Here is a 15,691-nt window from a genome sequence, read left to right as displayed (position 1 = left end):
GAGGGCTTTATGGGGGGCATGTCGGAGGCATCGACGGTTCAAGCTGCGCTCATCGCGCGGCTGGTCGAGCCCGACATGGGATGGACACACGTCCCGGGGAGGGACCTGGCCAGGCTGCCGACATCACCGATGGTGGAAGGTGAGGTCCGTGAAGCTCTGATCCGTCTCAACCCGGCCATTGCCAAGAAACCGTCCCGCGTGGACGAGGTGCTTCCGAAGCTGAGGGCTCTGTTTCTGGCAGTGAGCGACGACGGTTTGTTTGCAACGAACCGGCAAATGCTCGAATGGCTGCGCGGGCAGGTCACGCACCGATTCGTTGGCACCCGGCGCGATGTCCCGGTTCACCTGATCGACTACTCCGCCCCCCACAAGAATTCCCTGATCGTCTCGAACGAGGTCGTGTTCGTAGGTGCTGACACCCGTCGATACGACATTGTCTTGTGGGTGAACGGCCTTCCGCTCGTTATCGGGGAAACAAAGACCCCAGTCGACAGCTCCGTTTCTTGGTTTGATGGGGCCAATGACGTTCACTCCATATATGAGACACGGACGCCTAGCTTCTTCGTCCCAAATGTTTTCTCCTTCGCTACGGAAGGTAAGGAGTTGCGTTATGGCGCGATTGGGCAGCCAGCCGAGCACTGGCTGCCGTGGGCCTCGACAGCGGACCCCATCCGCATGCCGTCACTCCAAGCCATACTCCGATCTGCGGAACTGCTGCTACGTCCCGAGCTGATCCTGGAGATCATCAACACCTACACCTTCTTTACGTATCAGGCCTCAGCCACTGGCACGGTGGCCAAGAAGGTGATTCCGCGCTATCCCCAGGTAGAAGCGGTCGAAGGCATTGTCACGCGAGCGCGCGATCCTTTGCGGGACCAGGGTTTGGTGTGGCACCATCAAGGCTCGGGGAAGACCCTGCTCATGGCCTTTGCAGCGGCCAAACTTCGCCAGGAGTCGACAGCGCTTGATGCGCCCACGATCGTAGTCGTTCTCGACCGGCTTGATCTCTTCGAACAGCTGGCCTCCGAGTTTCGGGCCGTCGGTGTGATGGACACAGCCCTTGCGGAGAGCGCCCCTGAGCTTCGGAAGATGCTCACGAAGGGACGGAGGGGCGTGATTGTTACCACAGTCTTCCGATTTGCGAACGCGGGTGTGCTGAGTAGGCGTAGCAACATCATCGTGCTGGTCGATGAGGCGCACCGAACTCAAGATGGGCGCCTGGGGCGGGACTTGCGCGCGGCGCTCCCCAAGGCGACCAGGGTCGGGTTAACAGGTACTCCCATCTCAATCGGTCCCCGCGACACCTGGGACAACTTCGGCCACCCCGATGACCCTGGGCACGTCCTCAGCCACTACTCGGTAGAGCGCTCCATTGCAGATGGAGCCACCCTGCCGGTTCACGTGGAGACTCGTCTCGTCGACTTCCACATCGATGCCGCCAACTTGAATCAAGCGTTCGCGGAGCTAGCGGCAGAGGAGGGGATCAGTGATGAACAACAGTCGCTGATTACCCGGAAGGCTGGCACCGTCGCATCGATCATGGCGTCACCGAATCGCATCGCCGCCGTGGCTGCCGACATCGTGCGTCACTACCGAGCCAAGATCGCCCCGCTTGGATTGAAGGCACAGGTCGTCGCATACGACCGCGCTATGTGCGTGGCATACCAAAATGCCATCAGCGAGCTCCTCGGTGAGGACGAGGAGTGCACGGTGGTGATGACTTGCCGGACAGGAAAGGACGATCCCGATCCTGAAGAGTGGTGGGTCTACGACCGCGACCGAGCAGCAGAGGCGAAGGTCAAGCAGCGTTTTCGTGACCCGGAGGATCCCCTCAAGATCCTGATCGTAACGGCCAAGCTACTCACAGGATTTGATGCACCGGCAGAGGGCGTCATCTACCTGGACAAGCCCCTTCGAGCGCACACGTTGTTTCAGGCGATCACCCGGCCGAATCGGCGATGGACCAATCCAGTCACTGGACAAGAGAAGTTGCATGGTCTCGTCGTGGACTATGTCGGTCTCGGCAAGGAGTTGGCCGCGGCTCTGAAGGTTGGGTATACCGGCCGGAAGAAGCCACTGATCGATGTTGAGGACTTGTACAGCGAACTGGCGCATGTCATCGCTACCGCTCTCGCACGCTTCGATGGCATCGACCGAACCGATGCCGGGTTCGCGACTCTGCAAAAGGCACAGGAGCGCCTCGCGACGACCAAGCCGCGCGAGGGTTTCGCCAAGGAATTCATCATGGCGCAGGGCCTGTTCGAGTTCCTTTGGCCGGCACCTGAACTGCGCACTTACGAGCCGGACTACCGTTGGCTTGCGAAGATCTATGCCTCGATCCAGCCGTCGCAGCTTTCAGACAAACTGCTATGGATGCGGCTTGGGGCCAAGACGCAGAACCTTATCGCCAGGCACATTGGCGACGTTCGCATCGATGCAAGCGGTCTGGAGGAAGTCGTACTTGACGCGGGGATGGTCCAGGTCATCCAGCAGCTCGATCTTGGCTTTGATGATCCAGATGATGAGAGGCCCATTACCGCGGCCGAGGTCTTGGACAGCATCGCGAAGCGTCTCGCACGCAAGCTCGCCGGCATCACGGTTCACCCCCTCTACGAGAGCTTGGCCGAGCGCCTGGAACAGCTCCGACAGACGAAAATTATCGATGCGACACAGAGCGTCGAGTATCTGAAGCGCATCCTCGAACTTGCCCGGGACGTTGCGAGGGCCGATCGCGCCGAGCGCGAGGGCCGACTCGGTGAAGTAGCGATCTTGCCCGATCCCCGGCTAGGCGCGCTCACCCAGATCTTCTTGGAGTATCAGCCCGACTTCACTCCCCGAATCCTGGAGAGCGTCATCGAGAAGATCGATGCCCTAGTTCTTCAGACCCGGTACACCGGCTGGCAGGCCAGTCAACCTGGGGATCGAGAAGTTCGCCGCCAGCTTCGGGTCATCCTGAAGGAGTACGGTCTGCCGCCGACGGGAGCTCTGTTTGACCGGGCCTACGCATACATCGCTGCGAACTACTGACCTGACGAGACGGGTTTGTGGAGACGCTCCAGCGTCCGCCTCTACGTCGGCGACCCTGGCAGATCCGGTGGACATCCTCCCGTGCAAGACCCTTGTGATGCAGGCGAGCGCCGCGCTCCCGGATTGTTGAAGCTGGACCGGAGCATCTAGTGGTCTGGGGAGACGGCGTTCATACCGCCTCGACCGCTGGGCGCTTTGGCCTCGGGGCCAGAGACCTCCGAGGAATACCTGCGCGTCGGCGGTACCTTGACGATCTCCCGAGTCTTTGCCGAAGACTGCGGCTGATCACCACTCTCGGATCAGGGATCTCTCCGATTCGCTGGCCCACCGTTCCCCGAACGGAATCGGGCGGCCATGGCGCCGCCCATTCCCCGAAGGGGCACTGCGCGACGGTCGGACCATGGTCCTCTTCTATCTGCCCGTAGCCACAAAGGTCGCACGGCCGGTTCTTCCGGGCAGTGCGGCGCTACGGATGTTGCTGGATGGGTGTTGCAACAACCTAACCAGCGTCAGCCGCGGGGTCCTGCGGAGGCTGAATGCGTGCTAAGGGGGAGGGATGTCAGGTGTCGATGTCGTCGAAAATACTCCGGTTGCACGAGGACAAGCGTGGTGTCGCATGACCGTCGGATGCGAAGTTCGACGGTACGTGATCGTAGCCTTCATATGCGATCTCGATCATCTTCTCAATCTGTTCCAGCGCGTGGTCCAGAGCTGTTGCCGCTCGGTGGTCGGCATCGAATGCCTCCCGAAACGTCCGGAGCTCTGTCTTCAGGGTCTGGTAGTAGTCCGACGGATCAACGCTGGGGTCCTGGTTGTCGTACCAGTCGTCAAGTGTGGATTCCAGGTTGGGTATGAGTGCGGCTCGTACCTCTTTGAGTAGATGATCCCGGTCAGTGTCGGTGAGCAGGACTTGCCACTCGGGGAGCCGCAGCCACCCAGCATCGGGTGCCTCCACGGCGACTTCAGTGACTCGTTGCAGGATGCGCCCGCGCTCGTCTGGTCCGAGGAGACCAGCTTGATGCAGGCGGGCAAGAACCTTGGCCTCATGGGTGGCATCAAGACTGGTGTACAGAAATGACCGTTCGTCCATCAGGCGTGACAGGAACTGTGGGTCGGTTTCGGTGTAGACCTTCAAGAACGCATCGGAACAGCGTGTAGCGAAGAAGGCGTGCCACAGGGATCGATCTCCCCACTGCCCTCGTGTTTCAGGTTCGATGTCATGTAGGCGCTGGGCAACCGTGGGGTAAAGGGAAGCCGGGACGCGCAGGAGCGTGCCGTGCTGTCCTTGCGTGCCGCAGTCAATGCGGTTCAGCAATGTGCGCCAGTTCGAGCCGGCGATGAAGACGCCCAGGAGATTGGGGTCATCCGCCATGAGTTCGGCGAAGCCTTCGTGCAGTGTGGGGTGCCGGAACGACCATGCTTTGGCGGTGCCGCTGCCGGGCGGATGGGAGAGCCGCAGGAAGGTGCCGTTCAGTGCGTGAAGTGCGCGGCTGACGCCAGCAGGAGTGCTGCCAAGCCGGGTGATCACCTCGCTCTGTGGGCCGTCCAGGCTGAGGGGTGCCGGTAGTTGTTCGCCTGCTTGGTAGGTGAGGGCGAGGGCGGCTTTCTCGTCGGGGCCAAGTTCTGTGTAGACGTCGCGGAGGAACGTGGTTGGGCGAGCCATGAAGCGAGTGATACCGTCCGCGGTCAGCTCAAGGTGGCGGGTGAATGCCTGCTTGCCTAGGCGTCGAGCCACCTCAGGGTGGAAGGGCTCTGCGGCGGCTGCGGCATCCAGATGCGGCTTCATGGCCGCTCGGATCTCGCGCGGTTGGTCGCCGCGCTTGACGTGGTTGTAGAGGATCTGGCGGCGTTCTGCCATGGGGAGTTGAGCAACGTCGACGACCACCTGCTGTTCGTGAAGCAGAGGGTAGGCGTATTCCTTGAGGTAAGGGCGGGCGTCGCGATAGATGTAGTCGCGGGATGTGAGTACGACTTTTGCTCCACCGTGGACGGCGGCCATGACTTTGCGCATGTGCCGTGACCAGCTGTCGGTGAGCTGCTGCTCGTGGCGCACTGAACCAAAGGCGTCGTCGATCCAGAAGAACTGGTTCGGCTCGTGTGGGTTCCAGTGCTGCACGAGTGCGGCGGCGTCGTGGGCGTTCACGGTCAGGCAGCCCCACGCGTCGAGAGCTGTCATGGCCAAGGTCGAAGCGATAACCGACTTACCGGCAGCGGGCTCTCCGAGCAAGAGGACGAAGCCGTGTTCTTGTACGGCTCTCAAGGCTCGCTGGTAGGCGGTGGTGACTACGAAGGTTGACAACTCCTCGCGGAGGTAGCCACCGAGGAGCGACTGCGCTTGAACGTACGCGCGTTCGTCGAGGACCTGCGAGAGGTCGCCCAGTCCGTAGACCCGGGGCGCGAACATGCGCAGCTGTTGGTGGGTGGCAATGGTGTCGCACACCCACTGGCCGTCAAGAACCAGGGGGTGGATGACTCCGGCTCTACGTAGCCGAGCGCAGATGGTGGCTTCTGAGGTTCCGCTGACTCGCGCGTTGGTCAGAAGGACGTAGCTGTGGCAGATCCCATGCCTGACAAGCGACTTGACCTTTGCGAACTCCTCATCGAGATCGGAGGGGGCAAGGGTACTGTCTGACTTCTTGGTGTGCTTGCACTGCAGCACGAATGGGCCGGCGGGTAAGTCCTGGATCCCCGTGGAGGCGGCTGGCTGCTGCCATGAGCCATAAAAGGCACCGTCACGGCCCCCATCGTTCGAGTCGGCGAAGGCATGAACGGACTGCCCCCATACGTGCCGCAGGACCGCCGCACACAGGTCTTGAAAGGCACGCCACCCCAGGGTATGGAGGGCGAAGGCGGGAGAGCCGGGTGCGGCGACTGCGCCCGGGCGCGGCAGGGGTGGCATGCCTTCTCGTCGTCTCCGTCCATGTGGCACCTGTCCCCGCAGCGCAAACTCGGCCGTCACGCTGGTAACTTCGGTTTGCGCCGTGCAAGGTATTGAGTTTAAAGATCCATGTCGCTGCTGGTTCAGGTGGCGTGATCGAGCAGTGTGAGCACTAGTTGTGATACCCGGCTACCTTAAGTTTACTGGCGTGATGAGCGAAGCGGAGCGACCGTCGGTGGGGACGCCGCGCCAGAGACGAGGCCCTCGTAATGCTCGCCTTGCTCAGGTTGCTGGGGACCGGGACGGCTTGGTTGCCAGTGGTTCTGTCGGGTGAGCGTGGGTGATCCGGCCGTTCCGTGTGTGTCACCTTCATGCCGAGCGGTCACGATCTGCGCCTGAGGGGGCACCTCCAGGTGATAGCCGACTTCGTCGGCCTGGGCGGAGCGCACACGCGGCTGCACAGCGCGACGACGCCGTCGTGGGTGCGAGCTCCGGAGGCCCGCCCATTGCTCAGGGAGCAGCCACCGGAAGCGGGCGCACGCCGCCGGCAGATACCCGCGCGTTCACGAATCTTGATCGGCTATATCGCTCGGCGGGACACCATCCGCTTCACACCCTGGGACGGCCTCAAGGACTTTCATGCCTGTCCCAGGGAGAGGTTTGAGGGACTTTCCACCGCGTAAGCAGGGAAGGCTCTGACAGCGCTGAAAGATACAAACGTGCTGTTCAGGACCTGCGACCTTGTCATTCGATGATGTCGACCGCCAGCCCGCCGCGCGGTCTCCTTGTACTTGGCATTCACGTCGGCGGCCTGCATCCCCCCGATGCTCTGATGGGCATATCGGCATACGTAGTGCCCGCCGGACCGATCAGGTGGCCTGCTGGTAGAGCGGCTGTCTAGCACTTAATCGCGGCCGGTCCAAACCGGCTTTTCTCCGGACGCTGGTCTCTGCCTACCAGGAGCAGCCCGCACATCGTTGCTGCGCTGCTGGTGGGAGACCGGCGCGGATGCCGGTACGGCGAAGTTCTCACCCGGAGATATCCAATGAGTCATCAGAAGCAGCCTTTCGTCGAGACAGCGTTCCTGAACGTGGAGAACGCTGCTACATACCTCGGTATCTCGACGAACACCTTGTACGTCTGGCGTCACCGGCGGCAGGGGCCGCCCAGCTTCCGTATGGGCCCTGGCGGGCGGGTCATGTATCGCCGGGACTTGCTCGATGCATGGCTGGCGGAACAACAGGAAGCCGATTCGCGCTCGAACCCGGCCCTTAGCCCGATGAACAGGGCACCGCAGCGGCGTTCGCCGCGCACGGTCGCCTGATGCGGAAGGTCCATCTTGCCGTCGTACCGGTCGGGGCGGGTTGAGGCATCAGAGGCCACGAGTTGAAGTCGTGGACGATACCCGGAATTTCGTGCAGGCCGAGGTCGTCTTTGTGCTGAGCAAGGTGCGGGATGTGCCTTGTGAATTGACTGTCCGACCTTAAGGGGCTTCATATGGCGGGATACATAGAGGACAGGTGGCTCAAGAAGCGGCCGAATAAGGAGACCGGCAAGCGGGAGCGCACCGAACTCTGGGGGAAGCGCACCCGCTACCGGGTGAAGGGGATCCCGGACGTTCAAGATCGCTCGTTCGACACGGTCGCGGACGCTAAGGCGTGGCTCGCCGAGGCGCAGACCGACTCGCGCCGCGGCGAGTTCGTAGACGCCCGCGACGGTGAGATCACCTTCCGCGAGTATGTCGAGAAGCACTGGTGGCCGTCGCAGGTCCACCCCGCGCAGACGCGGGAGAGCATGCACTATCGGATCTGGGGATACGTACTGCCATACCTGGGCGAGACCGCGCTGCGGGACATCGGCGCCGCAGAACTCCGTAAATGGTCCGCCGACGTGCAGCGCGCGGTCGGAGCCGGCACGGCGCACGTCGCCTGGATCTACCTGAAGGCGATCATGCAGGCCGCGGTCGAGGACAAGCGCATCTTCCGTAACCCCTGCAAGGGCAACAGCAGCATCAAGCCGCCGAAGAAGCCGGAACGGAAAGCCCGTTCCTGGGAGCAGTCGCGGGTGGACGCCGTTCGTCGGGGGCTCCCGGACCGATACCAGGTGGCGCTCGACCTCGGCGTCGGGTGCGGCCTCCGACAGGGGGAGGCGTTCGCGTTCAGCCCCGGAGACATCCACGGAGACTCGGTGCACATCGAGCGGCAAATCCTGCGGCACCGGTCACAGCTCTACTTCGGCCCGCCGAAGGGCGGCAAGGAGCGCGACGTCCCCCTGTCGGCCACCCTTGCCAAGCGGCTGTTGACGCACCAGGAGCGGCTGAAGCCCGTTCTGGTCACCCTGCCATGGCTCGACCCGGAAGAGCCGGACCTTCCCCGCGAGAAGCGGCGTACGGTCACGATCCCGCTCCTGGTCAGTACGACACGAGGCGGCGCGATCAACCGCACCACCTGGAACACCAAGACCTGGAAGCCGGCGCTCGCCAAGGCCGGGGTGATCCCGCCCCTCGCGAAGTCGAAGCCGGGGGAGAAGGCCACCCGAGTCTGGGAGCCGAGCCGGGAGCATGGATTCCACGTCCTGAGGCACACCTTTGCCTCGGTGATGCTTGAGGCGGGCGAGTCGATCGTCTCGCTGGCGCAGTGGCTCGGTCACTCCGACCCGGCCTTCACTCTCCGCACCTACACTCACTTCATGCCGCAGGCCGGCGCCCGAGGAGTCTCCGCCATCGAGGCGTGGTTCACCGATCTCGACTGAAAGTCCCCGAGAAGTCCCCGCGGGCCCAAAATCCCGAAAAGATCATGCAAACATGCAGGTCAAGGGCAAGATCCTCTCCGCGGTGGACAGAACCCGGCGTACAGGCCGACTCGTCCGCCGCCTGTAGCCCTTGAACAGGCCGAACACCCTGGCCAGGTTGTCAGGCGCCCCCGTTGCGCCTCCCTCCCCTGCCTGCGGTTCCCCGGGAGTTCCCGCGCGGAAGTGCACCCCGTTGTGCACGCATGTGGCGGGCCGTCAGGGGGCGGACGCGTCGGCTGAGGGGGCCGCCGACGACGCCCGGCTTCGGCCACGGGCACCGGGAAGGCACGATCTCCGGTTCAGGACCCGACCGCCACCGGTCGTGCCGTATGCGGGTTCCGCTCCCGCCACCGCGCGTATGCGGGGCTGTCAGCGCAGGCGGCCAGATAGCCGTCGGCGACTCGGCGCAGGATCTCCGTGCCGCAGGCCGCGAGCGGGCCGTCGTAGTGCCAGGCCAGAAGATGCCGGTACCACAAGGGGTTTTCGGCCAGGGGGCGGACCACGACGCCGGAAACCTCGATGAACGTGGCCTGGCAGAGGCTGACGGCCAGACCCGCCCGCACGATCTCGATCAGCTGCCGTCCCTCCGCTTCGTAAGGGGCGAACGGAGCGCGGTCGGTCAGGGCGCAGACGGAAGCCCAGTATTCGCGGGTCCGGTCGCCGTCGGGCCGGGGCACCGCCCAGTCCTCTTCCAGCAGGTCATGCAGTGCGACCTCGTTCCGCGCGGCGAGCGGGTGGGTCGCCGGCAGGAGGGCGAAGACCGGTTCGGTGACGAGCGTGTGGAGCACCACGCCCGCACGCTGCGGCAGCTCCTGGTCGGGGTGGTCGCCGAGTACCGCCGCCTCCAGCCGGCCCGCGGCAAGGTCGTCGAGCAGAGCGGCGGGGGAGTACTGGCAGCGGCACGTGAGGTCGGCTTCGGGCAGCAACGCCTGGACGGCCAGCAGGAGATGACCGAGGAGCGGGGCGCCGACCGAACCGACACGGATCCGGTCCACGGCCGTCATGCGGCGGGCGGCGCGGGCCGTGTCGGAGAGCAGCCCGTCGAAGCCCGGCAGGATCGCGCGGGCCCGTCCGATGACCAGCTCACCGAAGGGCGTGGGGACGGTGCCCGCCTGTCGCCGGTCGAACAGGGTCCCGCCCAGCGCGGTCTCGATACGCCGTAGTTGGGCGCTGAGTCCTGGTTGCGTCATACGGAGCACGGCGGCGGCGCGGGTGAGGCTCCCCGCCTCGGCGATCGCGCACACCACCCGCAGATGCCGTATCTCCAAGTCCATGGCGCGAATGTTATGGACCGACGACAGCTTTCGGACAGGGGCGTGCATCCGCAGTCTTATGTGAAATGTCACACGCCATTCAGGAAAGGCAGTGATCACGTGAAACGGCCATATCTCTTGCCGGGTAACGGGCTCGTGCCGAGCGCACGGCCGGCGCTGCTGCCGCTGCTGCTCGCCGTCCTGCTCCCTCTGCTGCTCGTCGGCGCCCCGCCCGCCCGTGCCGCCACGGCCGCGGACAGTGCGTCCGCCTGTGCGCTGCGCGGCACCACCGGCTGGACGGACGAAGGACACGACACGGACTACTCCGTGTTCCAGCGCCCGACGGGCACCATCAAGGTCGCCATGATCTTCGTGGACTTCCCGGACGCCCCCGCCACGGAGACCCCGGCCGATGACGCGGCGCAGCTCACGCCCGGCGCGGACTGGCTGTGGAACGCCTCGTACGGCAAGGCATGGCTCGGCATCACCCAGCACCGGAGCTGGGTGCGGATGCCGCACAACTCCACCGACTACGGATACGCGCGCGGACTGTCGCACGAGCAGCACGAGGCGTACGTCAAGGACGCGGTCACGGCGGCCGACCCGAACGTGGACTTCTCGCAGTACGACATGGTCTATGTCGTGCCGACGAAGAACGCGTCGGCGATCTCCTTCACCCCCACGTATGTGTACGAGCCGGGATCGGCGGGTGTCGTCGCTGACGGCAGCCGGATCAAGTGGGCGGTCACCTTCGGCCAGGACATGTGGCACTGGGGGAAGAAGCTGCTGGGCCACGAGACCGCCCACACCTTCGGGCTGCCCGACCTGTACGCCTTCGATGCGGGCAGCGACGCCCACCGCTTCGTGGGCGGATGGGACGTGATGGGCCTGATAGGAGGGGCCGGGCCGCAGTACTTCGCCTGGCAGTCCTGGAAGCTCGGCTGGACCGATGACAGCCAGGTCGTGTGCCGGGCCACGGCGGGCAGCGACACCGTGCACCTCACCGCCGTCGAGTACGGTTCCGGCACCAAGATGGCGGTGATACCCACCGGCCCCACCACCGCGTACGTCGTCGAGTCGCGACGCGCCGTCCAGGCGGACACCGGCCTCTGCTCGACCGGTGCGCTGGTCTACAAGGTCGACACCTCCGTGAAGACCGGTGAAGGACCGATCCGGGTCATGGACGCCAAGCCGAGTGCCACCCCGGCGTCGGGCTGTCGCCCGCTGGACGACGCCCCGTACTGGGCCGACGAGACGTTCACCGACTCCGCGGCAGGGGTCCGCATCGAGGTGCTGAGCGCCGACGGGTACGGCGAGACCGTGCGCGTCACCAAGTCGTAGGTCATGCACACGGTGGTGCCCCGGCCCCGGCGCATTCCAGGAGCCGGGCCACCACCGTGAGCCGGGCCACCAGCGTGCTCGTCGCGTCGGGCTCTGCCGCCTGGAGCCCGGTCAACTCACCTCGGGCCCGAACCGGTGCTTGTATGCCGACGGGGTGATGCCGGTCTCGCGGCGCATCAGCCTGCGCAGGTTGGCAGCAGTGCCCAGACCGCTGCGTCGGGCGACCAGCTCGAAGCGTGACTCGCCCCGCTCGATCAAACGGCATGCCAGGGCGAGTCGTTCCCCGGTGAGCCAGGTCAGCGGCGTGGTGCCCAGCTGGGCCTGGAAGCGGCGGTGCAGCGTTGCCGGGCTGACGGCTGCGCGTACCGCAAGGTCCGACACTGTGAGGGGTTCGTCCAGTCGCTCCTGGGCCCAGGTCAGGACGGGTGCCAGGGACTGGTCCGGCAGGTCGGGGACGGGGCGTTCCACGAACTGCCGTTGCCCGCCGTCCCGGTGTGCCGCGAAGACCAGTCGCCGGCTCACCGCGTTGGCGATCTCCGCGCCGTGGTCGCGGCGGACCACATGCAGTCCAAGGTCGAGCGCGGCCGCGCTCCCGGCGGCGGTGAGGATGTCGCCGTCATCCACGAACAGCACGTCTGGTGCGAGCCGGACGGACGGGAAGCGGGCCCGGAAGGTATCCGCCCACTGCCAGTGCGCGGTGGCCCGGCGTCCGTCGAGGACTCCGGCCTCGGCCAGGGTGAATGCGCCGCTGCAGAAGCCGACCAGGCGTGCACCGCGTGCGTGGGCCCGTCGGACGGCATCGAGCACGGCAGGGCGGCGGGGCACCTCGACGTCGGGGCGGTTGGGGACGATCAGGGTGTCCGCGGTGTCGGCCGCTTCCAGACCGGCGACTCCCGTGAGCGTGAAGAATCCGTCCCGCATCAGGGTGTGGGGCGAGGGGGAGCAGAGCCTGAAGTCGTAGAGATCACGGCCGATTTCGGGTCTGCGGAGACCGAAGACCTCGGTCGCGCAGCCGAGCTCGAAGGGGTTCGAGTTCTCGTCCACGATCACGACGACGCGGTGGATGCCCGCTGAGCGCACCGCGTGCGAGGATTCTTTCGGCATATGCAATTCCTAGCACTCACGCCGGCCGTACGAAACGGCGAAGGATGAGCGCATGAGCAAGGAACCCATCTCCCTCAGCAAGGCTCTGGCCTCCTTCGATGCCCTGTGGAGCCCACGCATCGTCACGCGCGTCAACGACTATGACGTCCGCATCGCCAAGGTCGAGGGCGAGCACATCTGGCACGTCCACGACGACACCGACGAGTTCTTCCTCGTGCTCGACGGAGAGCTGCACATCTCCTTGAGAGAACCCGCCGGGGAGCGCACGGTCCTGCTCCCGCAGGGTGCCGTCTTCACCGTCCCGCGGGGCACGGAGCACAAGCCGTACGCTCCGTCCGGTGCCGCCATCCTGGTGTTCGAGCCCACCGGGACACCGACGGTGGGCGATCGTCACGACGAGATCCCGGACCATGTCGATGCGACAACCGGGCACGCACTCGAGACCTGACAGGCCTCCCCCCCCCCCGACGAGCCCGGTCGCCCTGCCGCAGGCCGGGCTCGCTGCGTGTGTGCGGCGTGGCCCCGACCGGGTCCTTTCGAGGGTGGGCGTTCTACTGGAAGAACTGCCCCACGGTAGCGATGATCGATGCGAGCAGCCCCAGCATTCCGATGCCGACCTGCCATCTGCCGGGGTCGGCCCACTTCTTGCCGGGTTTACTCATGCCTGACATCGCCCCACCTCCTTCCTCTCCTCGGTCAAGCCGGAGCCCGGAATTCCGGGGCGGCGCGCCGAACGCTGCACAGAATCCGGCGAGTTGGGGGTGAGGCGAGGGGAGAGCGGGTGGTGCAGCGACAGTTTACTGTGCAACGACAGGGTGTCCTTGCCCGTTTCGTGGGAGGTCCTGGGGGAGACGGCGAAAAACCGACTCGAAACCCCACATTGGTGTGGGTGTGGTTCAGTCTCCACATGGGTAACACGCCTTTCCCGTAGGGGCGTTGTGGCGTGGTGCCCGGCGCAGGATCAGGGGGAGATCTGGATGTCCGACCTCGCGACCGTATCTGCCGAGATCGCGCCCTATCTGGCCCTGGCCGCGAACAGTCTGGGCGTCTCCGTGGTCACCGCAGCGCAGCAGCGGATCGCCGAGCGCACCGTGACGGCCGGCGAGGGCTTCTTCCGCCGGCTGCTGCGCCACGGCGACGGTGCCGATCGGGACCTCGTCGGCGGTGCGGACCGGGACCTCGCCGGCAGCGCCGACCGGCCGGTCCTCGACCACGGCCGCGCGGACGCCCTCGACGCACTGCTCGCGGCCCTCACCGACCAGGAGCGCCATCTGCTCTTCGCCGCGGTGACCGCCTGGCTGCGGGATCCCGTCGACCGGCGCGACGCCTCCCGCCTGCTGGACCACGTCACCCGGCTCGCCTCGTTCGCGGGCGGGCAGATCGTCCACAACACCCCGACCGCGACCGGCCAGGGCTCCATCGCGGCCGTCGAGATCCATGGCGATATCCACATGGGAGGCAGTGCAGGTCCCCGGGACGGCTCATGAGTCACCGCGGCGGACGGGGCGGCGACGTCCACAACAGCCCGACGGCGCACGGCGATCACTCCATCGCGGCCAATGACATCAAGAACGTGATCATCCGGTGGGTGATGCACCCCAGCGCGCGCTGGCTGCCCCTGTTGCTGGCCTGCGCCGCGGTGGTGGTGGCCGGCGCGGAGTGGCCGGACGGTCCGGCCCGCCAGTACACCCTGTGGGGCGTGTTCGCCGGTCTGTCGCTGCTCGCCGCCGCCGCCCGGGTCCTCGACCGAAGGCCCCGCGACGCGCGGGTGGTCGGTGTCCTCTCCCTGGTCTCCGTCCTGGCAACGGTCGGTGGCTGGCTGGCGTTCCGGCACGTTCTGACGCACGGTGAGATCGATGTGACCGGGCAGGTCCGTGCGGACGGCGGACAGCCGCTGGACGGCGACGCCCACCGCGGCCTCACCCTGCGCCTGGACGCGCCCGCCCTGGAGGAGCCGCGCAACGCCCTGCGGCTGACCCTGGACATCGCCGATCACAACCCGGCCGGCCCGACCTGTCTGCCGGACACCCACGCCACGCTCTCGCTGCTCACCTCGGGCGCCGCCGGCCAGCGGCAGGACGTCCGCCCCGGCGGTACCGCGGACTTCGTCCTGGGCGCGGGGGCCCGCACCGTACGCATCGATGTGCGGCTGCACACCGCCCGTGGCTGCCGGATGGACGTCCGGACGACGGGCGCGGTGCTGTACGACGAGTAGGCGGATGCGCGGCCGTGGAGGCCTGAAGCAGACGGAGTGGCAGCACGGAGCGGCAGCGCGGAGCAGCGGTGTGAGTGGCGCGGATACGCGGGCGGGGCAGGTAGCGGGAAACCGTGGGGGAGAAGGGGGAGAGGGATGGGGTCGTGGGCAGGGTGGGGGGCGGCGGGGCGTCGTCGGCGGGGGCGGCGGCGGTACCGTGCGCTTCGTGTGGCGGCGCTGTTCGCGGTCGGTGCGCTGAGCGCGACCGCGACCGCCTGTAGTGAGGCGGAGCCGCCGTCGCTCTTCGCCTCCGGCAAGGTCTCGGTCGGTGCGAAGAACGACCAGCCGGGCACCGGGGTGGTGCACTCCTACAAGTTCTCCGGGTTCGACATCACCGTCGCCCAGCAGGTCCTCAAGTCCGTCGGTGCCGAGCCGGACTTCGGGATCGTGCCGTCCGAGGACCGGACCGCCGTGCTCACCGGGAAGAAGAAGGACCTGGTCGTCGCGACGTTCTCGATCACCGTCGACCGGATGAAGGAGCTGGACTTCGCCGGCCCGTACGCCTCGACGTACCAGGGCATCATGGTGCGCAAGAACGATCACCGGATCCGTAAGCCCGACGACCTCTTCGGCAAGCGCGTCTGCACCTGGCCGGGGACCACCTCCGTCACCACCCTGGAGGGCCCGCAGTACAGCCGGATCGCGGTCTACGAGCGGCCGGACGCCTCCAGTTGCATCACTGACCTCAAGGTGAAGAAGGTTGCCGACGCGGTCTCGACCGACCAGATGATCCTTTACGGCTTCACCCAGGAGAACCCGGACCTGAGGGTCGTCCCCGACCTCACCTACGGCTCCGCCAACCACTACGGCATCGCCATGAACAAGGGCCACCGCCAGGACTGCCTCCGGCTGCGCGATGCGCTGCGGGAGTACGTCGGCAGCAACGACTGGAGCCACGACTTCGCGACGTCGCTGTGGGCCGTACGGAAGGCCGACCCCACCTGGGAGACCGCCTACAAGCCGCGGGTCGAGACGATCGACGCCCTCTCCTGCCGGGACCGGCCCAGGACCTGAGGGCGGTAGGAGGGGCGAGCGCGGGATCCC

11 protein-coding genes are annotated in these 15,691 nt (G+C 66.0%); 8 read left to right on the top strand and 3 right to left on the bottom strand.

Features of this window, described 5'->3' with window-relative positions:
• Positions 1-9: 9 nt before the first annotated feature.
• Positions 10-3,027 carry a type I restriction endonuclease subunit R gene (locus ACZ55A_RS02585; protein ID WP_468831982.1) on the top strand — a complete coding sequence of 1,006 codons (3,018 nt, stop codon included), beginning with the start codon at positions 10-12 and terminating at the stop codon, positions 3,025-3,027.
• Positions 3,028-3,586: 559 nt separating this feature from the next.
• On the opposite strand, the gene ACZ55A_RS02580 is transcribed toward ACZ55A_RS02585, so the two are convergent.
• Complete coding sequence (locus ACZ55A_RS02580; protein ID WP_468831979.1) at positions 3,587-5,926, bottom strand: nSTAND3 domain-containing NTPase; 2,340 nt, start codon at positions 5,924-5,926, stop codon at positions 3,587-3,589.
• Positions 5,927-6,950: 1,024 nt separating this feature from the next.
• Between ACZ55A_RS02580 and ACZ55A_RS02575 the strand changes: the two genes are divergently transcribed.
• Together ACZ55A_RS02575 and ACZ55A_RS02570 are read left to right on the top strand one after the other, a co-directional pair.
• Complete coding sequence (locus tag ACZ55A_RS02575; protein WP_366047089.1) at positions 6,951-7,229, top strand: helix-turn-helix domain-containing protein; 279 nt, start codon at positions 6,951-6,953, stop codon at positions 7,227-7,229.
• 173 nt (positions 7,230-7,402) lie between these two features.
• Positions 7,403-8,656, top strand: coding sequence for a tyrosine-type recombinase/integrase (locus tag ACZ55A_RS02570; protein ID WP_468831975.1), 1,254 nt, complete (start codon positions 7,403-7,405; stop codon positions 8,654-8,656).
• Between the two features lie 338 nt (positions 8,657-8,994).
• Here the strand turns inward: ACZ55A_RS02570 and ACZ55A_RS02565 are convergent, their stop codons facing one another.
• Entirely contained in the window at positions 8,995-9,969 is a 975-nt protein-coding gene (locus tag ACZ55A_RS02565; RefSeq protein WP_468831973.1) for a LysR family transcriptional regulator, read from the bottom strand.
• A 135-nt stretch (positions 9,970-10,104) separates the two neighbouring features.
• Here ACZ55A_RS02565 and ACZ55A_RS02560 point away from each other — a divergent pair, with 135 nt between their 5' ends.
• A complete protein-coding gene (locus ACZ55A_RS02560) occupies positions 10,105-11,289 on the top strand; it encodes a M6 family metalloprotease domain-containing protein (RefSeq protein ID WP_468831971.1) in 1,185 nt (394 codons plus the stop codon).
• 111 nt (positions 11,290-11,400) lie between these two features.
• Here ACZ55A_RS02560 and ACZ55A_RS02555 read toward each other — a convergent pair whose 3' ends face one another.
• Positions 11,401-12,393 carry a GlxA family transcriptional regulator gene (locus tag ACZ55A_RS02555; protein WP_468831969.1) on the bottom strand — a complete coding sequence of 331 codons (993 nt, stop codon included), beginning with the start codon at positions 12,391-12,393 and terminating at the stop codon, positions 11,401-11,403.
• 52 nt (positions 12,394-12,445) lie between these two features.
• On the opposite strand from ACZ55A_RS02555, the gene ACZ55A_RS02550 reads away from it, so the two are divergent.
• The 4 genes from ACZ55A_RS02550 to ACZ55A_RS02535 all read left to right on the top strand — a co-directional run bounded on the left by ACZ55A_RS02550 (position 12,446) and on the right by ACZ55A_RS02535 (position 15,661).
• Positions 12,446-12,841 carry a cupin domain-containing protein gene (locus tag ACZ55A_RS02550; RefSeq protein ID WP_468831967.1) on the top strand — a complete coding sequence of 132 codons (396 nt, stop codon included), beginning with the start codon at positions 12,446-12,448 and terminating at the stop codon, positions 12,839-12,841.
• Positions 12,842-13,370: 529 nt separating this feature from the next.
• Complete coding sequence (locus ACZ55A_RS02545; RefSeq protein ID WP_468831965.1) at positions 13,371-13,880, top strand: hypothetical protein; 510 nt, start codon at positions 13,371-13,373, stop codon at positions 13,878-13,880.
• Positions 13,877-14,608 carry a hypothetical protein gene (locus ACZ55A_RS02540; RefSeq protein WP_468831963.1) on the top strand — a complete coding sequence of 244 codons (732 nt, stop codon included), beginning with the start codon at positions 13,877-13,879 and terminating at the stop codon, positions 14,606-14,608. Before ACZ55A_RS02545 ends, ACZ55A_RS02540 begins: the two co-directional genes overlap by 4 nt.
• 207 nt (positions 14,609-14,815) lie before the next feature.
• Positions 14,816-15,661, top strand: coding sequence for a transporter substrate-binding domain-containing protein (locus tag ACZ55A_RS02535; RefSeq protein ID WP_468831961.1), 846 nt, complete (start codon positions 14,816-14,818; stop codon positions 15,659-15,661).
• Positions 15,662-15,691: the final 30 nt, after the last annotated feature.

This window comes from Streptomyces sp. NPDC034111 (genome assembly GCF_055575375.1).
This window is presented reverse-complemented; position numbering and strand designations above follow the sequence as displayed.